This is a genomic window from Streptomyces pinistramenti, assembly GCF_020564935.1.
GTDB lineage: Bacteria > Actinomycetota > Actinomycetes > Streptomycetales > Streptomycetaceae > Streptomyces > Streptomyces pinistramenti.
The window spans coordinates 1-24,703 of record NZ_JAJCXB010000012.1; the positions used below are offsets into that span (position 1 = coordinate 1).

Here is a 24,703-nt window from a genome sequence, read left to right on the forward strand (position 1 = left end):
ACCGGCGGATGGGCGGGCCGGGCCCCGCCGCCGGTTCAGCGGCGGCGAGGAGAGGGCCCCGACGCCGGTTCAGCGGCGGGTCACGGGGCGGGCCGGGCGGCCGGCAGTTCCTGGAGATGGCGGCGGCCCGCGGCCAGCAGCCCCGGCAGCGGCGCCGCCTGCGGATACCACCGCTTCTCGTACTCCCAGCACAGCCAGCGCCCGGCGCCGGCCTCCTCGACCGTCGCGTCCACCGTGCCCGTACCGCTGCCGAGTGCGGCCAGGCAGTCGGCCAGCGGCAGCGTCCCGGCGCCGAGCGGAACGGGCGTCGGATCCTCGGCCGACACCACGTCCTTGACCTGCACATAGCCCAGGTACGGGGCGAGCGCCGCGTGGCTCGCGGCCGGTTCCTCGCCGCCGAGCCGGGTGTGCAGCACGTCCCAGAGCGCGCCGACGGACCGGTGCCCCACCAGGCCGAGCACCCGGGCGGCGGCCGCCCCGGTGCGGTGCGAATCGTGCGTCTCCAACAGGACGCGCACGCCCCGCCCGGCGGCGAACGGGGCCAGCGCGGCGAGCCGGCGGGCGGCGTCCGCGTCGGCATCGGCGGCCGGCCGTTCGCCGCCACCGGGGAAGACCCGTACGAACGGCGCGCCCAGGTCGGCCGCGAGTTCCACCAGCTCCCGCAGCCGGTCCGCCAGCTCCCGTTCGCCCGCCGCGTCCTGCTGCTCGGCGACCCGCGCGTACCCGGCGACGGCCAGCGCCGTGATCCCGGCGTCGGCGAACTGCCCGCGCACCGCGGCCCGTTCGGCGGTGCTCGTCCCCGGGTGCACCGGCTCCTCCGGATGGGCCCGCAGTTCCACGCCCTGGTAGCCGGCGTCCACCGCCAGCCGCAGCACCTCGGGCACCGGCATGCCGGGCACCCCCAGGGTCGAGAACGCGTAACGCACCGCACCGGCATCCCGGCTCGTCCGGTTCATGGGTTCCTCCCGTCCGCAAGGTCACACAGGCGCGCTCCGGGGCGCGCGGGGGAGCGTGCCCGGAGCCGGGCCACCGTAAGCCGGACGGGCCCGCCGCACCGGGTGTCGGCGCGCCGCCGCGCGGGCTGTTTCCGTCCCGGCGGCGCACCGCTACCGTCGTCCACCAGCGCTGCCGCACCACCGCCGTTGCCACCGCACGCGTAAGGGGCAGGACCGTGACACACACGACCGTACGCATCGCCATGAACGGCGTGACCGGGCGCATGGGGCACACCCAGCACCTGGCGCGCTCCGTCCTCGCCCTGCGCGACGAGGGCGGCCTGACCGCCGCCGACGGGACGGTGATCAGGCCCGAACCGGTCCTCGTCGGCCGGTCCGCCGACAAGCTGCGGATCCTGGCCGACCGCTACGGCATCGACCGCTGGAGCTGCGACCTGGACACCGTGCTCGGCGACGACTCCGTGGGGATCTACTTCGACGCGCAGGTCACCGCCGCCCGCGAGGCGGCGGTGCGCAAGGCCGTCGCCGCCGGAAAGCACGTCTACGTGGAGAAGCCCACCGCGGGCGACGCCGCCGCCGCGCAGGAACTGGCCCGGCTGGCAGCGGCGGCGGGGGTCAAGAACGGCGTCGTCCAGGACAAGCTCTTCCTGCCGGGACTGCGCAAACTCCGCCGCCTGGTGGCGGACGGCTTCTTCGGCCGCATCCTGTCCGTACGGGGCGAGTTCGGCTACTGGGTCTTCGACGGCGGCAGCCGGCCGTCCCAGCGACCCTCCTGGAACTACCGGGCCGAGGACGGCGGTGGCATCGCGGCCGACATGTTCCCGCACTGGGAGTACGTCCTGCGCGAGCTGTTCGGCCCCGTCACCAGCGTCCAGGCGCACCTGAGCACGCACATCCCGCGCCGCTGGGACGAGAGCGGCGCGCCCTACGAGGCGACGGCCGACGACGCCGCCTACGCGATCTTCGAACTGGCCGGCGGCATCGTCGCGCAGATCAACTCCTCCTGGGCGGTACGGGTGCACCGCGACGAACTGGTGGAGTTCCAGGTGGACGGCACCGAGGGATCGGCCGTCGCCGGCCTGCGCGGCTGCCGGATCCAGCACCGCGCCACCAGCCCCCGGCCGGTCTGGAACCCCGACGTGCCCTCCGGCGACCACTTCCGCGCACAGTGGCAGGAGATGCCCGACGACGCCGATTCCGGCAACGCCTTCAAGATGCAGTGGGAACTCTTCCTGCGCCACGTGGTCTGCGACGAGCCCTGGCACTGGGACCTGGCGGCCGGCGCACGCGGCGTCCGGCTCGCCGAACTGGGCGTGCGTTCCGCCCGGTTGGGCCGCAGGCTGGAGGTGCCGGAGGACGACAGGTGACGGCCCGCAACCGGCGCCAGGATCCGTCGCGCGCCCGGTCCCGGCGGCGTTGTCGTACCCCGGCGGTACCTTCGGAGCATGGACAGCACGGTCAAACCGGCAGTGGTCGAAGGGGTCCTGGAGCGGATCACCTACGCCAATGAGGAGAGCGGCTACACGGTCGCGCGCGTCGACATGGGACGCGGCGCCGGAGACCTGCTGACCGTCGTCGGAGCGCTGCTCGGTGCGCAGCCGGGCGAGTCGCTGCGCCTGGAGGGCCGCTGGGGTTCCCACCCGCAGTACGGCAAGCAGTTCACGGTCGAGAACTACACCACCGTCCTGCCCGCCACGATCCAGGGCATCCGCCGCTATCTCGGCTCCGGCCTGATCAAGGGCATCGGCCCGCGCATCGCCGACCGGATCACCGAGCACTTCGGCCTGGAGACCCTCGACGTCATCGAGCAGCAGCCGGGGCGCCTGGTCGAGGTGCCGGGCCTCGGCCCGAAGCGGACGCGGCTGATCGGCGCCGCATGGGAGGAGCAGAAAGCCATCAAGGAGGTCATGATCTTCCTCCAGGGCATCGGTGTCTCGACCTCCATCGCGGTGCGCATCTACAAGAAGTACGGCGACGCCTCCCTCTCCGTGGTCCGCAAGGAGCCCTACCGCCTGGCGGCCGACGTGTGGGGCATCGGCTTCCTGACGGCGGACCGCATCGCCCAGTCGGTCGGGATTCCGCACGACAGCCCCGAGCGGGTCAAGGCCGGCCTCCAGTACGCCCTGTCGCAGTCGGCCGACCAGGGGCACTGCTTCCTCCCCGAGGAGCAACTGATCGCGGACGCCGTGAAGTTGCTCCAGGTCGACACCGGCCTGGTCATCGACTGCCTGGCCGAGCTGGCGGCGGATCCGGAAGGGGTGGTGCGCGAGAAGGTGCCGGGCGGCGACGGCGGGGAGCCGGTCACCGCCGTCTACCTGGTGCCCTTCCACCGCGCCGAGATCTCCCTGGCCGGCCGGCTGGCCCGGCTGCTGCGGACGGACGAGGACCGGATGCCCGCGTTCCGGGACGTCGCCTGGGACCGGGCGCTGGCCTGGCTTGCGCGGCGTACGGGCGCCGAGCTGGCGCCCGAGCAGCAGGACGCGGTGCGGCTGGCGCTGACAAGAAAGGTGGCGGTGCTCACCGGAGGTCCTGGCTGCGGCAAGTCCTTCACGGTCCGCTCGGTGGTCGAGCTGGCCCGCGCCAAGAAGGCCAAGGTGGTGCTCGCGGCTCCCACCGGGCGGGCCGCGAAGCGGCTGTCGGAGCTGACCGGCGCGGAGGCTTCCACGGTCCACCGGCTGCTGGAGCTGAAGCCCGGCGGGGACGCCGCGTACGACGCCGAGCGGCCGCTGGACGCGGACCTGGTGGTGGTCGACGAGGCGTCGATGCTGGATCTGCTGCTCGCCAACAAGCTGGTCAAGGCGGTGCCGCCGGGAGCCCATCTGCTGCTGGTGGGGGACGTCGACCAGCTGCCTTCGGTCGGCGCGGGCGAGGTGCTGCGGGATCTGCTCGCCGAGGCAGGGCCGGTGCCCGCCGTCCGGCTGACCAGGATCTTCCGACAGGCCCAGCAGTCCGGAGTGGTGACGAACGCGCACCGCATCAACTCCGGGGTGCCGCCGCTGACCCAGGGTCTGCCGGACTTCTTCCTGTTCGCCGAGGAGGACACCGAGGAGGCCGGGCGGCTGACCGTCGAGGTGGCGGCCCGCAGGATCCCGGCGAAGTTCGGCCTGGATCCGCGGCGGGACGTCCAGGTGCTGGCCCCGATGCACCGCGGACCGGCCGGCGCGGGCGCGCTGAACGGCCTGCTCCAGCAGGCGATCACCCCCGCCCGGCCCGACCTGCCCGAGCGCCGCTTCGGCGGCCGGGTCTTCCGCGTCGGCGACAAGGTCACCCAGATCAGAAACAACTACGAAAAGGGCGCCAACGGCGTGTTCAACGGCACGGTCGGGGTGGTCACCGCGCTGAACGGCGACGACCAGACGCTGACGGTGCGCACCGATGAGGACGAAGAGGTCCCCTACGACTTCGACGAGCTGGACGAACTGGCGCACGCCTACGCGGTGACGATCCATCGATCGCAGGGCAGCGAGTACCCGGCGGTGGTGATTCCGGTCACCACGGGCGCCTGGATGATGTTGCAGCGCAACCTGTTGTATACCGCTGTGACCCGGGCAAAACGATTGGTGGTGCTGGTGGGCTCCCGCAGGGCCCTGGGGCAGGCCGTTCGCACCGTATCCGCCGGTCGGCGGTGCACTGCGCTGGATCACCGGCTCGCGGGAGCGATATGAGGGTGCGCCCGACTTCCCTTATCGGGGCGAAGGGGAGCAGGATGGGCAGGTAGGCGGCACTGAGTGCCGCCTAGAGGCCCTATGGCCGACCCCGAGTGCACATCCAAGGTCCAAATGGGGGAAGGTATAGGCAGTCAGGGCACCTCGAAGAAGAGGCACAACGTCGGTGAGGGATGACGTGAGCGACAACTCTGTAGTACTGCGTTACGGGGACGGCGAATACAGCTACCCGATCGTCGACAGCAGCGTCGGCGACAAGGGCTTCGACATCTCGAAGCTGCGCGCCCAGACCGGTCTGGTGACCCTGGATTCCGGTTACGGCAACACCGCTGCGTATAAATCCGCGATCACCTATCTGGACGGTGAGCAGGGGATTCTGCGCTACCGCGGCTACCCGATCGAGCAGCTTGCAGAGCGCAGCACGTTCGTCGAGACCGCCTATCTGCTGATCAACGGTGAGCTGCCCACCGTCGACCAGCTTTCGAACTTCCAGCAGGACATCACGTACCACACCCTGCTGCACGAGGACGTCAAGCGCTTCTACGACGGCTTCCCCCGGGACGCCCACCCGATGGCCATGCTGTCGTCGGTCGTCAGCGCGCTGTCGACGTTCTACCAGGACAGCCACAACCCGTTCGACGAGCAGCAGCGGCACATCTCCACGATCCGGCTGCTGGCCAAGCTGCCGACGATCGCGGCGTACGCCTTCAAGAAGTCGGTCGGCCACCCCGTCGTCTACCCGAGCAACGACCTCGGGTACGTCGAGAACTTCCTGCGGATGACCTTCTCCGTGCCGGCCGCCGAGTACGACCTCGACCCGGTCGTCGTGGGCGCCCTGGACAAGCTGCTGATCCTGCACGCGGACCACGAGCAGAACTGTTCGACCTCCACCGTGCGTCTGGTCGGCTCCTCGCAGGCGAACCTCTTCGCCTCGATCTCGGCCGGCATCAACGCCCTGTGGGGCCCGCTGCACGGCGGCGCCAACCAGTCCGTGCTGGAGATGCTGGAAGGCATCCAGCGGGACGGCGGCGACGTCGACTCCTTCATCCGCAAGGTGAAGAACAAGGAAGACGGCGTGAAGCTCATGGGCTTCGGGCACCGCGTCTACAAGAACTTCGACCCCCGGGCGAAGATCATCAAGGCGGCGGCGCACGACGTCCTCTCGGCGCTCGGCAAGTCCGACGAGCTGCTGGACATCGCCCTCAAGCTGGAGGAGCACGCGCTCTCCGACGACTACTTCGTCGAGCGCAAGCTCTACCCGAACGTCGACTTCTACACCGGCCTGATCTACCGGGCCATGGGCTTCCCCACCGAGATGTTCACCGTGCTCTTCGCGCTCGGCCGGCTTCCCGGCTGGATCGCCCAGTGGCACGAGATGATCAAGGAGCCCGGTTCCCGCATCGGCCGCCCGCGGCAGATCTACACCGGCACCGTCGAGCGCGACTTCATCCCGGTCGAGGAGCGCTGACGGCCTCGCGCCACGCGCTGTGACACCGGCTCCGGCCCCCGCCCCCACCGGGCGGGGGCCGGAGGCGTTCGCGGGTGGTGCCGCGGCAGGGAAAACGAAAGCGCCCCGCCTCCAGATCCCCCCACGGGTCCAGAGCACGGGGCGCTTCCCATGTCCCGGTTCGGATTCCCCCCACGGGATCCGTCCGGGCGTTCAGGGTGCACCGCGATCTGCCGGGACGCGCACATTCGGGAGGGCCGCTCAAAGCTCCCCGGGCGCGTCGCCCCGGCCACGCGTAGCCGGGCATGATCCCCCAAGATCAGCACGGCTGTTGCCGTGCAGGCCCCGCCGGGGTGCCTGCACGCCCGGTTAGACTCTCGACCCCCCTCAATGGTTACGTTCAGAACTCTGTGATCTGGGTCTCTTGCCATATAGGGGCGAATGTGGTCAAGGGGCGCGAGTTGAAGATCACGGGCCTCGCGTATGGGTGTTGTGCCGGTTGTGAGAGATTTGTGAATGCCGGGGATCGAGATCCGGCCGCGCCGCCGGGCGCCGGTGCCGGGCGGACCGGGCGGCCTCTCGCCCTCGCGCCGGGCCGCCCTTCCGCTCCGTCGTCCCGTCCCGTGTCCGCGCGCCGGGCCGGGTGTGACTGTCAGGCCCGGCCCACGAGTTCGTAGCCCGCCTCGTCGACGGCCTCGCGCACGGCGGCGTCGTCGAGCGGGGCCTGGGACGCCACGGTCACCAGGCCGGTGGCGGCCACCGCCTCGACCGAGCTGACGCCGGCGATCTCCGCGATCTCGGACTTCACCGCGCCTTCGCAGTGGCCGCAGGTCATGCCGGTGACCCGGTAGGTCGCCGTGACCCCGGCCGGTTCCGTCGCGACGGAGCCGGACCGGCAGGAGCCTTCGGGGGTGCAGCAGGAGCCGTTCGTCGATGCGGCGGTCATGGGAATCTCCTCGTGGTGCCGATGCGTTCCGTGGGATGCCGAAGTGCCGCACGGGCGCCGGAGGTGGCGGGTACGGCCGACGGGCCTCACGTTATACCCCTAGGGGGTATCAATCCAAGCTTCGGCGCGCCCCGTGGCACCTCGTACGCGTTGCCGCCCGCAGCACCACCCGTCAGCCTGGTGAGTACGGCCCGCGGCGGATCCGAGGAGGCGGCCGGATGAACGTACTGGCCCTCTACGGCCTGCTCGTGCTCACCACGCTGCCGCCACTGGTCCCCAACTCGGCCCTGCTCGTCGCCGCCGGAGTGCTCGCCTCCCACGGAGACCTCTGCCTTCCGCTCGTCCTGTTGATCGTGGCAGGCAGCGCCGCCCTGGGCGACGTCCTGATGTACCTCATCGCGCGGCGGTTCGGCGGCCCGGCACGCGCCTGGATGCGGCGCCGCGCCCGCCGCCGCGCCCTCATGGAATGGACGTCCCGACGGATCGAGCGCTACGGAATCCCGTTCGTCATCGCGGTGCGCTTTCTGCCCAGCGGCCGCATCATCGGCGCCGTGGCCTCCGGCGTGCTGCACTACCCGCTGCGCAAGTACGCGCTCGGCACCGGCATCGCCGAGGCGGTGTGGGCGACCTACTCCGTCGGCCTCGGCTACCTCGGCAGCGCCGTGGCGGACAACCGGCTCCACTCGGCCGGCATCGGCATCGGCGTCTCCTGCGCCGTCGCCGCCCTCGCCACCGCCGTTCAGTGGACGGCCCGCCGCCGCGCCGCCCGGCTCCCCGACGACGGCCCGTCCGGCGGCCGCCGGACGGACGGCCCCACCAAAGGCGCGCCCGGGAACCGGCGCGGCAGCGGCCGGAGGACCGGCGGCGCGACCGGCGACGACGGCACCGGCGGCGGGTCAGGACCGGAAGGCCACGGACGGGCAGCCGCACCGGCCACCACCGCACCTGCAACCCCCGCGGCCCCGAACCCGACTTCCGCACCGGCCGCCACCATGGCGCCGGACATCACGCCCGCACCTGCCGTCACCGGGCCCGCGCGGCGGCCGTGGCCCGACTGTCAGTGCCCGCCTCTACCGTGCCGTTATGACCTCTGAGCCGAGCAGCGGCAGGGACCACGGCGCCACGGCCCCCACGGGCGCACCCGCAGCGCCACGGGTGCGCCTCGCGCCATGGCCGGCGGACGGCGCGGCCCTGCTGCGCCGCCTCAACTCCCCGCGGATGACGGCCTACCTGGGCGGTCCCGAATCCGCACAGCGACTCGTCGACCGGCACCGTCGCTACCGCGACCTGTCGGGCCCCGGCCGGATGTACGCGATCGTGCTGCTGCCGACGGGCGACGTGGCCGGTTCGATCGGGTTCTGGGAGCAGGCCGGGCAGAATGGGCCGGTCTACGAAACGGGCTGGGGCGTGCTGCCGGAATTCCAGGGCCGGGGCATTGCGGTGGCCGCGGCGCGGGCCGTCATCGACGCGGCCCGTGCCGAGGGCCGCCACCGCGCGCTGCACGCCTTCCCCGCGGTGTGCCACGCGGCGTCCAACGCCGTCTGCCGCAGGGCCGGCTTCACCCTCCGCGGGGAGTGCACCGTCGAATACCCCAAGGGCCACGCCCTGCGCGCGCACGACTGGCGGTTCGACCTCGGTGCCGCGCCGCCGGCACTGCCCGCCAGGGAAGCCGGGCCGGGATGAGCCCGCGGCGCACGCCGGAGACCCCACCGGCAGTACGGCGCACCGGCGCCCTCACCCGTCACGGTCCGGTACTGCTCACGCGCCCGCCGCGCCGCGGACGTCCGCCAGGGCGACCGGCTCGCCCGTCCTGCGTGACCGCTCGCACGCCTCCGCCACGTACAGCGCCTCCAGTGCCTCGGCGGGTGAACAGGGGCTGGGCGCCCGGCCCGCCGCCACCTCGGCGAAGACCCCCAGCTCGGTCACGTACGCGTCGTGGAAGCGCTCCATGAAGGTGGCGTACGGGGTGTCCGCCCGCTGCCAGGAGAGCCGTGGTTCGGCCGACGACAGCGGCGCCCGGTCGTCGAGGCCAACGAACCGCGCCCCCTCGGAGCCGCAGACCTCCAGCCGGACGTCGTGGCCCGCGCCGTTGTAGCGGGTCGCGGTGACGGTGGCCAGGGTGTCGTCGTCGAAGCGCAGCAGTGCCGCGCAGGTGTCGACGTCGCCGCCCGCGGCGAAGAAGTCCGCGCCGCGGTTGGCGCCTTGGGCGTAGACCGAGACCACCTCGCGGCCGGTGAGCCAGCGCAGGATGTCGAAGTCGTGGATGCTGCAGTCGCGGAACAGGCCGCCCGACGTGGGGATGTAGCCGGCCGGCGGCGGTGTCCGGTCGCTGGTGCAGGCGCGCAGGGTGTGCAGCCAGCCCAGTTCGCCGGAGCGCAACGCCTCGCGGGCGGCGCGGTATCCGGCGTCGAAGCGGCGCTGGAAGCCGATCTGCACCGGCACCGCACCGTCCCGTGCGCGCTCTACCACGCCGCGGGTGCCCGCGACGTCCAGGGCCACCGGCTTCTCGCAGAACACCGGCACCCCGGCGTCCAGAGCCTGGTGGATCAGCGGGGCGTGGGCGCTGGTGGCCGCGGTGATCACCACGCCGTCGAGCCCGTCGGCGTAGAGGTCGTCGATGCTGCCGGCCGCCCGGATGCCGAGGGCGGCGGCGAGTGACGCGGCGCGGGCGGTGTCCGCGTCGGCGACGACGAGATCGGTGACGCCGGGGACGCTGCGGAGGGTCTCGGCGTGGAACGCGCCGATGCGGCCGGTGCCGATCAGTCCGATCTTCATGCCTCGGTCCTTTCCAGGGGCGGGACGGGGAGGGGAAACGGGATATTGGAACGGTCCAACTCCCGGTTGCCCGCACCCTCCAGGTTTGGATGTCCGCATGTCAACCCTTGCGAAGCAGGCGCGTTGACGCCGTTCGGGGTGAATGGCAGGATTTCGCGCATGGAACGGTCCAAAGAAGGGGCGGGCGGGGAGCGGCCCCCGACGATCCGCGGTGTCGCGGAGCGCGCGGGTGTCTCCAAGTCGCTGGTCTCGCTGGTGATTCAGGGGTCGCCCCGGGTCAGCGACGCCAAACGGCAGGCCGTCCTGGCGGCCATCGACGAGTTGGGCTACCGCCCGAACGCTGCCGCCCGCAGCCTGGTCGCCCGCCGCACGCACACCGTCGGCGTGATCGTCAACGACCTGCGCAACCCGTGGTTCGCCGAGGTCCTGGACGGCCTGAACTCCGTACTGCACGCGCATGGCCTGCGGATGCTGATGGCCGACGGGCGGCTGGGGCAGCGCACCGGCGAGGACTTCACCCGCGCCTTCCTGGAGCTGCGGGTCGACGGCCTGGTCGCGGTCGGCACGCTGCCGGACCCCGACGCGCTCGCCACGGCCGCGGCCCGCCTGCCGGTCGTCGTCGCCGGCACCCACGAGCCGCGGCTGCCGCGGGTGGACACCATCGCGAACGACGACGAACGGGGCGCTCGCCTCGCCACCGCGCACCTCATCGGTCTCGGTCACCGCCGCATCGCCCACATCGCGGGCCGTGGCAGCGTCGGCGCGCTGCGGCGGCGCGGCTTCGAGGCGGCGATGGCCGAGGCCGGTCTCGTGGACGGCGCGGTGGTCGAGCCGGGCGAACCCACCGAGGAAGGCGGCTACCGCGCCGCCGTGCGCCTGCTCGGCGGACCGGCCGACGGGCCACGCCCCACCGCCGTCTTCGCGTTCAACGACATCTGTGCGGTGGGTGCCCTGTCGGCCGCGCAGGAGCTGGGCCTGGACGTGCCCCGCGACCTCTCCCTCATCGGCTGCGACAACACCTACCTCGCCCGCATCCGGCACCTCTGGCTGAGCAGCGTCAACAACACGAGCGGCGACATGGGCCGCCGCGCCGGGCGCTGCCTGCTGGAGCGGATGGCGCACCCCGAGCGGGCCGCCGAGCGCCAACTCGTCGCCCCGTCCCTGGAGATCCGCGGTACCACCGCACCGCCGCGGTGAGCGTCAGGGGAGGCGGCCGGCGTATGTCCGGCCGCCACCCCGACCACCCGGTCCGTCAAGACCCGTCAGCCATCGGCCCGTTCTCCCCGCAGTTCCCGGTCGACCGCCCGGAGCAGGGTCAGCAGCATCCGGTTCAACGGCGTGGCGATGCCGTGCCGTTCGCCGCCCGCGACCACCGGGCCCGTCAGGTACTCGTGCTCCAGCGGGCGTCCCGCCAGCCGGTCGTAGAGCATCGACGAACCGCCGTCCGGCGGCACCATCGCGTAGATCTCCAGCGTCCCTTCCACATCGGACCGGCCGAGCTGAGCGCCCTCGGCGCGGGCCACCGTCGCCGCCTCGGTCAGCAGGTCACGGGTGAGCGCTGCCATGTCCGGATCGCGGAAGACTCCCATCCGCTGCTGGAGCAGTGCCGTGATCGGGTTGGCCGCCAGGTTGGTGAGCAGCTTCCGCCAGGCGGCCGTGGTGAAGTCGGCGACCTGGGTGACGTTGAGGTCGCTGTCCGCCAGCAACTGTGCGAATCGCTGCCCCAACGGGCCTTCCGGTACGTGGAGTTCGCTGGCGATGTGGTGGGTGATCCGCCCCGGAGCGGTCCGTTCCGCCGAGAGGTAGCAGAGGGCCGGCAGTACGCCTGTGCCCTCGGGGACGTACGGGGCGACGCGCTCCCGGTGGCCGACGCCGTTCTGCAGGACGACGACGGTGGTGCCGGGCCCGCACAGCCGCCGCAGCCAGGGCTCGGCGCCCGCGGTGTCCTGCGCCTTGGTGGTCAGCAGCACCCAGTCGGCGGGTGTCGCCAGGCCGGGGTCGGTGCGGGCGGGGACCGCGGCGTGCCAGGTGCTGCCGCCGCTGGTGACGCTGATGCCGTCGACCGGCGTCCGCACGCACAGCGTGACATCGAGCCCGGACCGGTGCGCGAGCGCGGCGACGTAGCCGCCGATGCCGCCGGCGCCGATGACCGCTGTCCGGCCTGAGGGGTGAGGTGTCTTCGCCATGCCAAGAGCGTAGGCGGCCCGCCCGCTCGCGGCAGCAGCCCCGCGAACTCCCGCCGCCCGCAGGCACGGTGAAGGCCCCGCGCAGGTGGGACGCGGGGCCGGCGGACGGGCGGGTGGGGCTAACGTCCTCCGCGATGTCCTGGTCTGCGGGCCGCCCAGGCTCTGACCGTGTCGGCGAGCCAGTAGGGTCTGCCGCCCTCCACCAGGTCCGGATCGGGTAGCAGACCGTTCTTGCGGTACGAACGTACGGTGTCCGGCTGCACCCGGATGTGTGCGGCGATCTCCTTGTACGACCAGAGCCTCCGGTCGGTCATCTCTGCGGCACCTCCCTGGGAACGTACGCGGGGCCGGCCCGGTGCGAGCCGGCGGACTGCCGCATACGACGTGGATGATCACTCACCCTGTCCCTGCACAACGACACCGAGTGACCGGCAGGCCGCGGCTGTTGAGCGCCTGTGACGCACAACCCGCGCAATCGTGACAGTTGTGACATGGGTGGTACGGCAGTGACGAAGATGTGACACGGCCCGGCGCGCCGGCCTCTGCCGGCGGTCAGATGCTTCGCCTCCGGGAACTTCTCGACGGCCGTCGGCGCCCGTATCCACGCACGCCGGGCCTCCTACGGTTCCGCCCTGCGCAGTTCCTGTTCCAGATCCTCCAGGGCCAGCCCCTTGGTCTCCGGTGCGTACCGCTTGCAGAAGAGCAGCGACAGCACGCACATCACGCCGAAGAACCAGAACGTGAGGCCGGCGCCGATCGCGTCGAGCAGCAACGGAAAGGCCAGCGCCACCGCGAAGTTGACCAGCCACATCACGAACACCGCCGCACCCATGGCCAGCCCCCGGACCTTGAGCGGGAACATCTCCGCGAGCAGCAGCCACACCCCGGTGTTCAGCGTCCCCTGCATGAAGCCCATGTAGAGCACCATCAGGGCGAGCACCAGCACACTGACCGCGGTGGAGCGCGGAAGCTGGAAGGACGCGCCCAGCAGGGCCAGCGACACCGTCATCCCGGCCAGGCCGGTGAGCAGCAGCGGACGGCGGCCCACCCGGTCGATGAGCGACATCCCGATGGCCGTGGCGACCACGGAGACCGCTCCGACGGCGATGGTGGCGGTGATCGCCGCACTGGTGCCGAGACCCGTCGACGCGAGGATCTTGGGCGCGAAGTAGATGACGGCGTTGACGCCGGTGATCTGCTGGACGACCGCAAGACCGATCCCGACCAGCAGCAGCCGCCGCACCCACGGTGTCCGCAGCTCCTGCCAGGCACTTCGCCGGGCATCCGCCTCCAGGTTGCGCGCCCGGTCGATGCGCGCCAGCTCCGCGGCGACCTCCCCGGCGGGCAGCGTACGGCGCAGCACCCGCGCCGCGTCGTCCGGACGGCCCCTGCTGATGTACCAGCGGGGGGTGTCGGGCAGGAAGAACAGGCCGGCGAACAGCGCCACGGCGGGCAGCGCGGCCATGCCGAGCATCCAGCGCCACGCCTCCCACTGCGCCAGCACGGCATTGATCAGATACGCGAGCAGCTGACCGCTCACGATCATCAGCGAGTTGAAGGACACCAGCCGGCCGCGGATGTGCGGCGGCGCGATCTCGGAGAGGTACAGCGGGGTGATGACCGACGCGCTGCCGACGGCCAGGCCCAGCACGAAACGCGCCACCGCCATGAACGGGACCGTCGGCGCGAGCGCCACGGCCAGCGCCCCGCCGATGAACACCGCGCCCGCCCACAGCAGGGAGTCGCGGCGGCCCAGCGAGTCCGCCATCCGTCCGCCGGCCAGCGAACCGAACGCCGCGCCGATCAACAGGGCGCTGGTGATGAGCCCTTCGCCCAGTGAGGACAGGCCGAAATGGACCTCCATGAAGGGCAGGGCGCCGGACACCACCCCGGTGTCGTAGCCGAACAGGGCACCGCCGAGCGCGGCGATGGCAGCGATGCCGACGATGAAGCGCTTGGCGGCACGGGCGGCGGCACTCTCACGCGGCCCTGCCGGTGCCGTCGGGCGGGTCGGAGCGTCCACCGTCAGCTCCAGTTCGCCTTGACGTAGCGGTCGATGGCCGCGCGCATGAAGCGGGACGACTCTGCCGCCCGCTCCTCCCAGGCGAAGACGGAGGACACCAGGGTGCCGTCGAATCCCGTCGCGGCCAGTTCCCGGAACAGCTCGTCGAAGTCCACCTCGCCCTGGCCGATGTCCAGATGCTGGTGGATGCGGGCGGCGGAACCGGGCGGGTTGACGATGTACCGCAGGCCGGACGAGCCGGTGTGGTCGAAGGTGTCGGCCAGATGCACCGCGGTGGTCAGTGGCCCGGCGTGCCGCAGGATGCCAGGGGCGTCGTTGCCCTGGTGGAAGTTGTGCGGCGCGCAGTAGAGGAACGACACGAGGGGGGAGTTGACGCCCCGGATCAGGTCGACGGCGGCCCGCCCGTCCTCGATGAAGTCGTCCGGATGCGGTTCGAGCGCGAGCTTGATGCCCTCGCGTGCGAAGAGCGGCAGTACGGAGGAGATGCCGACGCCGGCCGCGGACAGCTCCTTACGGAAGGCGGCGACGGTCGCGTCGTCGATACGGGGGTGGAGGAAGAACGGGGTGACGTCGTCGCGCGGCGACAGCTCCATCCACTCGTATCCCAACTCGGCCACCAGGGAGGGAAGTTCGAGCAGCGGGACATGGCGGAACATGTACGGGTCAAGGGCAATGCGCATGGAGGGGGAGCCTTTCGGGGCGGGGCACCGGGCGTCGCGGCGACGGCCGCCGCTGCGAGGGAGGGGCGGCCGTCGGAAGGGGGCGGCGCGGGGTCAGCTGTAGAGCGCGGGCCGTTCGGCCAGTTCGACGGTGACGCGCTCGCCGGACTGCTGCGCACGGACGCCGGCCTCGCACACCGCGGCCGCCGCGTAGCCGTCCCAGCAGCTGGGGCCCTCGACCTCGCCGCGCCGGGTGGCGTCGACCCAGCGCTGCACCTGCCGGTCGTACGCCTCCTCGAAACGCTCGACGAAGCCGGGGGTGAGGGTGCCGCCCCAGCGGCCCGCGGCGTTGACGAACACGCCGCGGTCGTCGCCGATCCGTGCGGTGCCCGCCTCGCAGACCGCCTCGCAGGAGACCTGGTAGCCGAAGCCGCAGTTGACGAAGAGTTCGGTGTCCACGACCTGGCCGGCCGCCGTCTCGAAGAGGATCAGCTGGGGGTCGCTGAGCCCTTCGGGGGCGTTCGCGGTGGGCGCGGGGCGCAGCACCCGGACGGCGGTGATCTCCTCGTCCAGCAGCCAGCGGGTCACGTCGATCTCGTGCACCACCGAGTCGTGGATCATCATCGCGTTGGTGAAGCCGGGCGGCGTGTCCGCGTTCCGGTGCTTGTTGTGCAGCATCAGCGGGCGGCCGTGAACGCCCTGCTGTAGACGGGACTTGAGCGCAAGGTAGTCGGCGTCGTAGCGGCGCATGAAGCCGACCTGGACGCGGCGGTGGCCCAGCTCCTGCTCGGCGGCCAGGACGCGCAGCGCGGATGCCGGATCCGGGGTGAGCGGCTTCTCGCACAGCACCGGCAGGTCGCGGGCGAACGCGGTGAGCAGCGCGGCCTCGTGCGCGGGGCCCGGTGAGGCGATGAGGACGGCGTCCACGGCGGGGTCGTCCATGGCCGCGGCCGGGTCGGTGTACGGGGTGCATCCTTCGATGCCGCCGGCGAGATGCTCGGCCCTGGCGGCATCGATGTCGGCCACCGCGGCCACCCGCGCGCCGCTGATCACATCGTTGATCCGGCGTACGTGGTCGGAGCCCATCCGGCCGGTGCCGATGACGGCCACGCCCAGCGTTCCGTGTGAAGTCATGTCGTCCTCAAGTCCTTACCTGCTACGGGGTGACGTGCTGCTGACGGCTCTCCGGCGGCCTCCGGCTCAGGCGCCGCAGGAGTGCAGGAAGCGGCGGGTGCGCCGGGCGATCGGCAGCGGCTGGTCGGGCGGGCAGGGGTACATGTCCTGCTCGACGATGGCGAAGAGGTCGACGTTCAGCTCCTGCGCGGCCTCCAGGACGGGCGGCAGCGCGGGCACGCCCAGCGGCGGTTCGCACATCACGCCCTGCTGGACGGCGGGTCCGAAGGGGGTGCCCTTGGCGGTGACGTCGGCGAGGATCTCCGGGTCGACCTGCTTGAGGTGGAGGTAGCCGATCCGCTCGCCGTAGGTGCGGATCAGCTTGACGTTGTCGCCGCCGCAGTAGGAGTAGTGGCCGGTGTCCAGGCAGAGGTTGACCAGGTCGGAGTCGGTGCCGTCGAGGAAGCGGACGACGTGCGCCTCGGTGTCGATGTGGGTGTCGGCGTGCGGGTGGACGACGATGTCGAGCCCGAATGCGTCGCGGACCCGCTTGCCCAGCCGCTCCATGCCGGTGGTGAGGTTCTTCCACTGCTCGACGGTCAGTTCGCGCGGCTCCAGTTCCTCGGCGGTCTTGTCGTCCCGCCAGAAGGACGGGATGACGACGAGGTGTCCCGCGCCCATCGCCCGGGTGAGCGTGGCGACTTCGGACACGTGCGCCCAGGTCTTGTCCCAGACGCCGGGGCCGTGGTGCAGCGAGGTGAAGATCGTGCCGGCCGAGACCTTGAGGCTGCGGCGGGCGATCTCCTGGTGGAGCACGGCGGGGTCGGTGGGGAGGTAGCCGTACGGGCCGAGTTCGATCCAGTCGTAGCCCGCTTCGGAGACCTCGTCGAGGAAGCGCTCCCAGGGGACCTGCTGTGCGTCGTCGGGGAACCAGACTCCCCAGGAATCGGGTGCGGAACCTACCCGGATGCGGTCCAGAACGGGCGAGGCGGCACGGGGTGCGGACATGCGGCGGCTCTCCTCTCGCCGGTCGGCGGTGACCGGGAGGCGCTGGAGTGGGGTGATGGGGCACAGCCTTCATGGCGCCCCGGGGAGTGTCAAGACTTCGTCCTGACATAAGGACTTAAGGACTTTGTCATCCGGTCGGCATGTGGAGCGGGGGTACACCTCCGTCGAATCTGGACGTCCGAATGTAAGGACAAACTATTGACAGCGTCTGAACTGCCCCGTTAGACCTGTGCTCAGAACCGAACCCGCCGAACCGCCGCGCCCGGCCGAACCGAAGGGGCCCGTATGACCGAGCCGTACGACCTGATCACGATGGGCCGCATCGGGGTGGACATCTATCCGCTGCAGACCGGCGTGCCGCTCGCGCAGGTGGAGACCTTCGGGAAGTTCCTCGGCGGCTCGGCCACCAACGTCGCGGTCGCCGCCGCCCGGCTCGGCCGCCGCTGTGCCGTCATCAGCCGTACCGGACGCGACCCGTTCGGCGACTACATCCACCAGGCACTGCGGGAGTTCGGCGTGGACGACCGCTGGGTCACCCCGGTGGACGCCTACCCGACGCCGGTGACGTTCTGCGAGATCTTCCCCCCGGACGACTTCCCGCTCTACTTCTACCGCCGCCCCAAGGCCCCCGACCTGGTCATCCGCCCCGAAGAGCTGGACCGCGACGCGCTGCGCGCCGCCCGGATCTTCTGGATCACCGGCACCGGCCTGTGCGAGGAGCCCAGCCGCAGCGCCACCCTCGCCGCCCTGGAAGCCCGCGCCAAGGCCGGCCCCACCGTCTTCGACCTCGACTGGCGGCCGATGTTCTGGGGCGGCGAAGGCGGCGCGTCCGGTGACGGCGGCGCGGGTGGCGCCGCGGCCATGGCGCGCGCCCGTCCGTACTACGAAGCGGCGCTCGCGCACGCCACCGTCGCCGTCGGCAACCTCGACGAGGCCGAGGTCGCCACCGGGCTGCGCGAACCCCGGGCCTGCGCGCGGGCGCTGCTCGACATGGGCGTCGAACTGGCCGTCATCAAGCAGGGCCCCAAGGGCGTACTCGCCGTGCACCGCGACGGCCGCAGCGCCGCGGTGCCGCCCACCCCCGTGGAGGTCGTCAACGGCCTGGGCGCGGGCGACGCGTTCGGCGGCTCGCTCTGTCACGGCCTGCTCGGCGGCTGGGACCTGGAGCCCATGATGCGGCACGCCAACGCGGCCGGCGCGCTCGTCGCCTCCCGGCTCGCCTGCTCGTCCGCCATGCCGACCGCCGACGAGGTCGACGCCTTCCTCGCCGGCCGGTGATCCAGCCCGCCCGGTGGATATCCCGTTCCACCCCCTCGCACCTGTGCACTACAAGAAGGTGAGTCGACCCGTGACCCCTCGGATCAGTGACCTCCCGGCGCTACGGGCCCGGCATCCCGGAGCCGTCGCGGAGGCCGCCGCCCGGCGCGCCCGCCGCCCGCTCATCGGTGACAGCGGCCGCCTCATGATCGTCGCGGCCGATCACCCGGCCCGCGGCGCGCTCGCCGTCGGCGACCGGAAACTCGCCATGGCCAACCGCCTCGACCTGCTCGAACGCCTCGTCCTCGCACTGTCGCGCCCCGGCGTGGACGGCGTGCTCGCCACCGCCGACATCCTGGAGGACCTGCTCCTCATCGGCGCCCTGGAGGGCAAGGTCGTCATGGGCTCCATGAACCGTGGCGGCATCGCGGGCGCCTCCTTCGAGATGGACGACCGGTTCACCGGGTACCGGCCCGAGGACATCGCCCGGCTCCGCTTCGACGCCGGCAAGCTCCTGCTCCGCGTCGACTACGGCGACCCCGGATCGCTCACCACGCTGGAGTCCACCGCCCGCGCCATCGACGCGATGGCCGCACGGCAACTGCCGCTCTTCGTCGAGCCGTTCCTCTCCCGCCGGATCGACGGCGCGGTCCGCAACGACCTCAGCCCCGAAGCCGTCACCCGCTCCGTCGCCATCGCCTCCGGACTCGGCGGCACCTCCGCCTACACCTGGCTCAAGCTGCCGGTCACCGACGACCCCGACGCGATGGCCCGGGTCTGCGAGACCACCACCCTGCCGACCGTGCTGCTCGGCGGCGACATCGGCCGGACCGTCGCCGACCAGGAGGCCGCGTACGAGAAGTGGCGCGCGGCGCTGCGGCTGCCGACCGTGCAGGGGCTGGTCGTCGGCCGGTCACTGCTCTATCCGGCGGACGGTGATGTCGCGGCGGCCGTCGACACCGCCGTCGGACTCCTGTAACTGTCAGTGGTGAGTAGGAGACTTGTGGTCATGAGTGCTGAGTTTGCGGAAAACGGGTACCACGCGGCGGCTCCCGGAGCCCTGGACTTCCACGTCAGGGCCGGTCGGGGCGCCGCCGGCGGGTACGCCCTGGACATCGCGCCGGAGAAAGCCGGTTGGGGCCATTCCTCGCTGCGCGTCCTCGACCTGCCCCCCGGCGGCCGGCACGCCTTCGCCACCGGCGACAGCGAATGGATCGTGCTGCCCCTCTCCGGCGGCTGCACGGTCGCCACCGACAGCGGCGAAAGATTCCAACTGGCGGGGCGCGCGAGCGTGTTCAGCGGCGTCACGGACTTCGCGTACGTCCCGCGCGACGCCGAGGTGCGGATCGCGAGCGACGCCGGCGGCCGGTTCGCGCTCACCGGCGCCCGCTGCGCGCGCCGCCTGCCGGCCCGTTACGGCCCCGCCTCCGACGTCCCCGTGGAACTGCGCGGCACCGGCAACTGCTCCCGCCAGGTCAACAACTTCGGCGCCGCCGGCACCTTCGACTGCGACAAGCTCATCGCGGTCGAGGTCCTCACCCCGGGCGGCAACTGGTCCTCCTACCCGCCGCACAAGCACGACACCTGCCGCCCCGGTGAGGAGTCCGAACTGGAGGAGATCTACTACTTCGAGATCGAGCCGGCGCACGGTACGGAAGGCGTCGGCTACCAGCGCGTCACCCCCTCCGGCCGCGGCCGCGGCACCGACGTGCTCGCCGAGGTCCGCAGCGGCGACGCCGTCCTCATCCCCGACGGCTGGCACGGCCCGTCCATCGCCGCCCCCGGCCACGCCATGTACTACCTCAACGTCATGGCGGGCCCCGGCGAGACCCGCGAGTGGCTGATCTGCGACCACCCCGATCACGGCTGGATCCGCGCCACCTGGCCCGAACAGCCCGTCGACACACGCCTCCCCCTCTACACCGCGCCCGCAGGAGAAGCCCGATGACCACCCGACGCCTCACCGTCGCGCAGGCCCTGGTGGCGTTCCTCGCCCACCAGTACACCGAGCGGGACGGCCGTCGGCAGCGACTGATCACCGCCTGCTGGGGTATTTTCGGCCACGGCAATGTCGCCGGCATCGGCCAGGCGCTCCTGGAGTCGCACGAGGACCTGCCCTACCTCCAGGGCCGCAACGAACAGGCCATGGTGCACGCCGCCGTCGGCTACGCCCGCCAGTCCGACCGGCTCCGCGCCCAGGCCGTCACCACCTCCATCGGCCCCGGCGCCACCAACCTCGTCACCGGCGCCGCGCTCGCCACCGTCAACCGCATCCCCGTACTGCTGCTGCCCGGCGACACCTTCGCCACCCGGCCCGCCGAACCGGTGCTCCAGCAGCTCGAAGTCCCCTGCGCGGGCGACGTCTCCGTCAACGACGCGCTGCGCCCGGTCTCCCGCTACTTCGACCGCGTCACCCGCCCCGAAGCGCTGATCCCGGCCGCCCTCCAGGCCATGCGGGTGCTCGCCGACCCGGTGGAGACCGGTGCGGTCACCCTCGCCCTGCCGCAGGACGTGCAGGCCGAGGCGTACGACTGGCCCGAGGAGTTCTTCGCCGACCGGGTCTGGCGGGTCACCCGCCCCGCCCCCGACGCCGACGCCCTGGCCGCGGCGGTGGCGGCGATCCGCGCCGCCCGCAGGCCGCTGCTGATCGCCGGCGGCGGCGTCCACCACAGCGAGGCCGAGGGCGCCCTGCGGGCCTTCGCCGACACCACCGGCATCCCCGTCGCCGCCACCCAGGCCGGCAAGGGATCGCTGCGCCACGACCACCCCGCGGACATCGGCGGCATCGGCCACACCGGCACCGCCACCGCCGACGGGCTCGCCCGCGAGGCCGACCTCGTCATCGGCGTCGGCACCCGCTACACCGACTTCACCACCGCGTCCGCGACCCTCTTCGCCGCCCCCGGCGTGCGCTTCGTCAACCTCAACATCGCCTCCTTCGACGCCCACAAGCTCGGCGCCGCCTCCCTCGTCGCCGACGCCCGCACCGGCCTGGAAGCGCTCACCCGGGAGCTGAAGGACCACCGCGTCGACCCGGCGTACGAGGCCGGCTACGGCGCCGCGAAGGCCGACTGGGAACGCCGGGTCGACGCGGCCTACGCCGCCGCTGACGCGTCGGCACGCCCCTCGCAGACCCAGGTGCTCGGCGCCCTCGACGCGGTCGCCGACGACACCGACGTGCTCATCAACGCCGCCGGTTCGCTCCCCGGTGACCTGCACAAACTCTGGCGCGCCCGGTCCCGCAGGCAGTACCACGTCGAATACGGCTACTCCTGCATGGGCTACGAGATCCCGGCCGCCATCGGCGTCGGCATCGCCGCCCCCGGGCGCCCGGTCTGGGCCCTGGTCGGCGACGGCACGTATCTGATGAACCCCACCGAAATCGTCACCGCCGTCCAGGAGGACATCCCCCTCAAACTCATCCTCATCCAGAACCACGGCTACGCCTCCATCGGCGGGCTCTCCCAGGAGACCGGCGGCGAACGGTTCGGCACGGACTACCGCTTCCGCGCCGACGACGGCACGTACACCGGCGCCCCGCTGCCCGTGGACCTCGCCGCCAACGCCGCGTCCCTCGGCCTGCACGTCATCCGCGCGGGCACCGTCGGGGAGCTGCGCGCCGCGCTCGCCGAGGCGCGTGGCGCGAACCATCCCACATGTGTCTATGTCGAGACCGAAACGGCTGACACTGTGCCGGGCGCGCCGGAAGCGCAAGCCTGGTGGGATGTTCCTGTTGCCGAGACCGCGACGCGTCCGGCGGCGGTCGCGGCCCGCGCAGCGTACGACCGGCACGCCGCGGACCGCCGCCGTCACCTGTGATCTCAGCTCGTTGTCGTCACCACCCGGAAAGGCCCCCCGCATGAAGACCCTCAGCCACTGGATCGGCGGCAAGCCCGTCGAGGGCGTCTCCGGCAACTTCGGTCCGGTCTACAACCCGGCCACCGGCGCCCAGGAGAAGCAGGTCCCCTTCGCGTCCGTCGACGAGGTCGACGCCGCCGTCGCCGCCGCCAAGGAGGCGTTCGGCACCTGGGGCACCAGCTCCCTCGCCGCGCGCACCTCGGTGCTGTTCCGCTACCGCGAGCTGATCGACGCGCACCGCGACGAGATCGCCGAGCTGATCACCGCCGAGCACGGCAAGGTGCACTCCGACGCGCTCGGCGAGGTCGCCCGCGGCCTGGAGATCATCGAGCTGGCCTGCGGCATCTCCGAGAAGCTCAAGGGCGAGCTGTCCACCCAGGTGTCCACCCGCGTGGACGTCTCCTCGATCCGCCAGTCCCTCGGCGTGGTCGCCGGCATCACGCCGTTCAACTTCCCCGCCATGGTGCCGATGTGGATGTTCCCCCTCGCCGTGGCCTGCGGTAACACCTTCGTCCTCAAGCCCAGCGAGAAGGTGCCGAGCGCGGCGCTCAAGCTCGCCGAGCTGGCGGCCGAAGCGGGCCTGCCCGACGGCGTGCTGAACGTCGTCAACGGCGACAAGGTCGCGGTGGACCGCATCCTGGAGCACCCGGACATCGCCGCCGTCTCCTTCGTCGGCTCCACCCCCATCGCCCGTTACATCCACACCACGGGCACCGCCAACGGCAAGCGGGTGCAGGCGCTGGGCGGCGCCAAGAACCACATGCTGGTGCTGCCGGACGCCGACCTCGAACTGGCCGCGGACGCCGCCATCAACGCCGCGTACGGTTCGGCGGGCGAGCGCTGCATGGCGATCTCCGTCGTCGTCGCCGTCGGCGACACCGCCGACCCGCTGATCGGCAAGATCAAGGAGCGGGCCGGCAAGCTGCGCATCGGCCCCGGCAATGACCCGGCGTCCGAGATGGGCCCGCTGATCACCAAGGTCCACCGCGACAAGGTCGCCTCGTACGTCCAGGGCGCCGCCGCCCAGGGGGCCGACGTCGTCATCGACGGCACGGGCTTCACCGTCGAGGGCTTCGAGGACGGCCACTGGATCGGCGTCTCGCTGCTCGACCACGTCACCCCGGAGATGGACGCCTACCGCGACGAGATCTTCGGCCCGGTGCTGTCGGTCGTGCGGGTGGCGACCTACGACGAGGCCATCGCGCTGATGAACTCCTCGCCGTGGGGCAACGGCACCGCCATCTTCACCCGGGACGGCGGCGCGGCCCGCCGCTTCCAGCTGGAGGTCGAGGCCGGCATGGTCGGCGTGAACGTCCCGATCCCGGTCCCGGTCGGCTACCACTCCTTCGGCGGCTGGAAGGACTCGCTCTTCGGCGACCACCACATCTACGGCAACGACGGCGTGCACTTCTACACCCGCGGCAAGGTCGTCACCACCCGCTGGCCCGACCCGTCCGACGGCGGCATCAACCTCGGCTTCCCCAGCAACCACTGACACCGGCGCCGCACCCCGGAAGCGCCCCGCCGGCGCCTCCGGGGCGTCCGCTCCGCACGCCCGCCCCCTGCCGCTCCCCGTCGGCAGGGGGCGGGGCCCGTCCGGGACGACGGCCGGTGGCGCGATTGCTACGGTTCCCGCCGTGTACACATCACCACCACGGGGGGACGCAATGCCACGAAGTACGGCGCTGGCCAAGGGCGCACGGATCACCGGCGGAACGTGCTGCCTGCTCCTCTTCCTCTACACCGCCTTCTGGCTGGGCCACGACTTCAGTGAGTTCGGCGCGACGGCGGTGTGGGACGCCTGGACCGGCCGGGGCATCGCCGGGACCAACGCGGTCAGCAACTCCACGCAATGCGGCCTCGCCGTCGTGCAGTTGAGCGCGGTGATCGCGGCCTTCGCGGGTCGCCGGGCGGCCGGCGGCCTGCTGGCCGTCGCCACCACCCTCACCTTCGCCACCGCCGTGCAGACGATGATCAGCACCGGCAACCACACCGGCGACAACCGCTGGTTCCTCAAGGCCGACATGGCGGCCGGCCCCTTCGAAGCGGTCTTCCTCGGCAGCCTGGCGCTCTTCCTGCTGTCCTTCCTCGCCGGCATCGTGCTGCTCTGCGGGATGCGGTCCTGGCCGCGCCCCACCCCCAGCGCTCCGCCGCTGCGCCCCGCGAAGGCCGCGAGCGTGCTGTGCGGCCTGGTGCTGGGCGGCATGGCGCTCTGCTCGGTGATCTGGCAGATCACCATGCTGGTCCAGGGCGGCGGCGCCGACGCGGTCACCGTGCTCTACCTCGGCAAGGGCGTCCTCACCTCGCTGACGGCCCTGGCCCCCGGCTGGTACGCGCTGGTCATCCTGGCGCTGACCGGCATCGGAGCCCTCAGCAGCCTGCTGCGCGGCGGGGCGGCCCGCGGCCTGGCGATGGGGCTCGCCACCGTCCTGCTGCCGAACGCGGTGCTGACGGTCATCGCGCTGGCGGACAACGGCACCCTCTTCCGCATCAGCGACTCCGCGCCGGGCCTGAGCATCCTCAGCACCGTGCAGTGGATGCTGGACCTGCTCGGCTCGCTCGCGCTCTTCGCGCTGATGGGCAAGGGCGAACCGGTCGCCTCCGGCTGGCAACCGCCCGCGCCCGCCCTCCAGTTCGCCGTTCCCGGCTTCGTGCCACCCGGCCCCCAGGGCCCGCCGCAGGCCGCCTGGCAGCAGCCCTTCCCGCCGCAGCCGGGCCCCGTCCCGCCCGCGCCACCGGCCGGCGTCCCGCCGATGCCGCCCGGCAATCCGCCGGTCCAGGGCGGCTTCGGCCCGCCGCAGTACTGAGCC

Annotated in this window: 21 protein-coding genes; 12 read left to right on the forward strand and 9 right to left on the reverse strand. The window is 72.2% G+C overall.

Annotated elements, in window-relative coordinates:
• Window positions 1-80: 80 nt before the first annotated feature.
• Window positions 81-956, reverse strand: coding sequence for a sugar phosphate isomerase/epimerase family protein (locus LIU39_RS11375; protein WP_227046521.1), 876 nt, complete (start codon window positions 954-956; stop codon window positions 81-83).
• A gap of 215 nt (window positions 957-1,171) precedes the next feature.
• On the opposite strand from LIU39_RS11375, the gene LIU39_RS11380 reads away from it, so the two are divergent.
• The 3 genes from LIU39_RS11380 to LIU39_RS11390 all read left to right on the forward strand — a co-directional run bounded on the left by LIU39_RS11380 (window position 1,172) and on the right by LIU39_RS11390 (window position 6,089).
• A complete protein-coding gene (locus LIU39_RS11380; RefSeq protein ID WP_227046522.1) occupies window positions 1,172-2,323 on the forward strand; it encodes a Gfo/Idh/MocA family protein in 1,152 nt (383 codons plus the stop codon).
• Between the two features lie 78 nt (window positions 2,324-2,401).
• Entirely contained in the window at window positions 2,402-4,621 is a 2,220-nt protein-coding gene (recD2, locus tag LIU39_RS11385; protein ID WP_227046523.1) for an SF1B family DNA helicase RecD2, read from the forward strand.
• A 178-nt stretch (window positions 4,622-4,799) separates the two neighbouring features.
• Entirely contained in the window at window positions 4,800-6,089 is a 1,290-nt protein-coding gene (locus LIU39_RS11390; RefSeq protein ID WP_227046524.1) for a citrate synthase, read from the forward strand.
• A 631-nt stretch (window positions 6,090-6,720) separates the two neighbouring features.
• Here the strand turns inward: LIU39_RS11390 and LIU39_RS11395 are convergent.
• Complete coding sequence (locus tag LIU39_RS11395) at window positions 6,721-7,014, reverse strand: heavy-metal-associated domain-containing protein (protein WP_227046525.1); 294 nt, start codon at window positions 7,012-7,014, stop codon at window positions 6,721-6,723.
• 218 nt (window positions 7,015-7,232) lie between these two features.
• On the opposite strand from LIU39_RS11395, the gene LIU39_RS11400 reads away from it, so the two are divergent.
• Both LIU39_RS11400 and LIU39_RS11405 read left to right on the forward strand, forming a co-directional pair.
• Window positions 7,233-8,108 carry a DedA family protein gene (locus LIU39_RS11400; RefSeq protein ID WP_227046526.1) on the forward strand — a complete coding sequence of 292 codons (876 nt, stop codon included), beginning with the start codon at window positions 7,233-7,235 and terminating at the stop codon, window positions 8,106-8,108.
• Window positions 8,098-8,697 (forward strand): GNAT family N-acetyltransferase, encoded by a 600-nt coding sequence (locus LIU39_RS11405; RefSeq protein ID WP_227046527.1) that lies wholly within the window; start codon window positions 8,098-8,100, stop codon window positions 8,695-8,697. Before LIU39_RS11400 ends, LIU39_RS11405 begins: the two co-directional genes overlap by 11 nt.
• 75 nt (window positions 8,698-8,772) lie before the next feature.
• On the opposite strand, the gene LIU39_RS11410 is transcribed toward LIU39_RS11405, so the two are convergent.
• A complete protein-coding gene (locus LIU39_RS11410; RefSeq protein ID WP_227046528.1) occupies window positions 8,773-9,789 on the reverse strand; it encodes a Gfo/Idh/MocA family protein in 1,017 nt (338 codons plus the stop codon).
• A 159-nt stretch (window positions 9,790-9,948) separates the two neighbouring features.
• Here LIU39_RS11410 and LIU39_RS11415 point away from each other — a divergent pair, with 159 nt between their 5' ends.
• The gene (locus tag LIU39_RS11415; protein ID WP_227046529.1) at window positions 9,949-10,986 is read left to right on the forward strand and encodes a LacI family DNA-binding transcriptional regulator; all 1,038 of its coding nucleotides are present in this window, start codon (window positions 9,949-9,951) and stop codon (window positions 10,984-10,986) included.
• A 65-nt stretch (window positions 10,987-11,051) separates the two neighbouring features.
• On the opposite strand, the gene LIU39_RS11420 is transcribed toward LIU39_RS11415, so the two are convergent.
• The 6 genes from LIU39_RS11420 to LIU39_RS11445 form a co-directional block, all read right to left on the reverse strand.
• Entirely contained in the window at window positions 11,052-11,975 is a 924-nt protein-coding gene (locus LIU39_RS11420) for a 2-dehydropantoate 2-reductase (protein WP_227046530.1), read from the reverse strand.
• 119 nt (window positions 11,976-12,094) lie between these two features.
• Complete coding sequence (locus LIU39_RS11425; RefSeq protein WP_227046531.1) at window positions 12,095-12,289, reverse strand: helix-turn-helix transcriptional regulator; 195 nt, start codon at window positions 12,287-12,289, stop codon at window positions 12,095-12,097.
• A 305-nt stretch (window positions 12,290-12,594) separates the two neighbouring features.
• On the reverse strand, window positions 12,595-13,998 hold the full coding sequence (locus tag LIU39_RS11430; RefSeq protein WP_227046532.1) for a sugar porter family MFS transporter: 1,404 nt from the start codon (window positions 13,996-13,998) through the stop codon (window positions 12,595-12,597).
• A gap of 2 nt (window positions 13,999-14,000) precedes the next feature.
• Window positions 14,001-14,678 carry a sugar phosphate isomerase/epimerase family protein gene (locus LIU39_RS11435; RefSeq protein WP_227046533.1) on the reverse strand — a complete coding sequence of 226 codons (678 nt, stop codon included), beginning with the start codon at window positions 14,676-14,678 and terminating at the stop codon, window positions 14,001-14,003.
• A 93-nt stretch (window positions 14,679-14,771) separates the two neighbouring features.
• The gene (locus LIU39_RS11440) at window positions 14,772-15,791 is read right to left on the reverse strand and encodes a Gfo/Idh/MocA family protein (RefSeq protein ID WP_227046534.1); all 1,020 of its coding nucleotides are present in this window, start codon (window positions 15,789-15,791) and stop codon (window positions 14,772-14,774) included.
• A gap of 66 nt (window positions 15,792-15,857) precedes the next feature.
• A complete protein-coding gene (locus tag LIU39_RS11445; RefSeq protein ID WP_227046535.1) occupies window positions 15,858-16,778 on the reverse strand; it encodes a sugar phosphate isomerase/epimerase family protein in 921 nt (306 codons plus the stop codon).
• Window positions 16,779-17,063: 285 nt separating this feature from the next.
• Between LIU39_RS11445 and iolC the strand changes: the two genes are divergently transcribed.
• The 6 genes from iolC to LIU39_RS11475 all read left to right on the forward strand — a co-directional run bounded on the left by iolC (window position 17,064) and on the right by LIU39_RS11475 (window position 24,700).
• Window positions 17,064-18,056: a 5-dehydro-2-deoxygluconokinase gene (iolC, locus tag LIU39_RS11450; protein ID WP_227046536.1), complete on the forward strand. Its 993-nt coding sequence runs from the start codon at window positions 17,064-17,066 to the stop codon at window positions 18,054-18,056.
• Window positions 18,057-18,126: 70 nt separating this feature from the next.
• Window positions 18,127-19,014: a Cgl0159 family (beta/alpha)8-fold protein gene (locus LIU39_RS11455; protein WP_227046537.1), complete on the forward strand. Its 888-nt coding sequence runs from the start codon at window positions 18,127-18,129 to the stop codon at window positions 19,012-19,014.
• 30 nt (window positions 19,015-19,044) lie between these two features.
• Window positions 19,045-19,983, forward strand: a complete 939-nt coding sequence (gene iolB / locus LIU39_RS11460) for a 5-deoxy-glucuronate isomerase (protein WP_227046538.1) — start codon at window positions 19,045-19,047, stop codon at window positions 19,981-19,983.
• Window positions 19,980-21,854, forward strand: coding sequence for a 3D-(3,5/4)-trihydroxycyclohexane-1,2-dione acylhydrolase (decyclizing) (iolD, locus tag LIU39_RS11465; RefSeq protein WP_227046539.1), 1,875 nt, complete (start codon window positions 19,980-19,982; stop codon window positions 21,852-21,854). The genes iolB and iolD overlap by 4 nt, the downstream gene beginning before the upstream one ends.
• A 40-nt stretch (window positions 21,855-21,894) precedes the next feature.
• A complete protein-coding gene (locus LIU39_RS11470; RefSeq protein WP_227046540.1) occupies window positions 21,895-23,388 on the forward strand; it encodes a CoA-acylating methylmalonate-semialdehyde dehydrogenase in 1,494 nt (497 codons plus the stop codon).
• Between the two features lie 172 nt (window positions 23,389-23,560).
• Window positions 23,561-24,700 carry a hypothetical protein gene (locus LIU39_RS11475; RefSeq protein WP_227046541.1) on the forward strand — a complete coding sequence of 380 codons (1,140 nt, stop codon included), beginning with the start codon at window positions 23,561-23,563 and terminating at the stop codon, window positions 24,698-24,700.
• The last annotated feature ends 3 nt before the right edge of the window (window positions 24,701-24,703 follow it).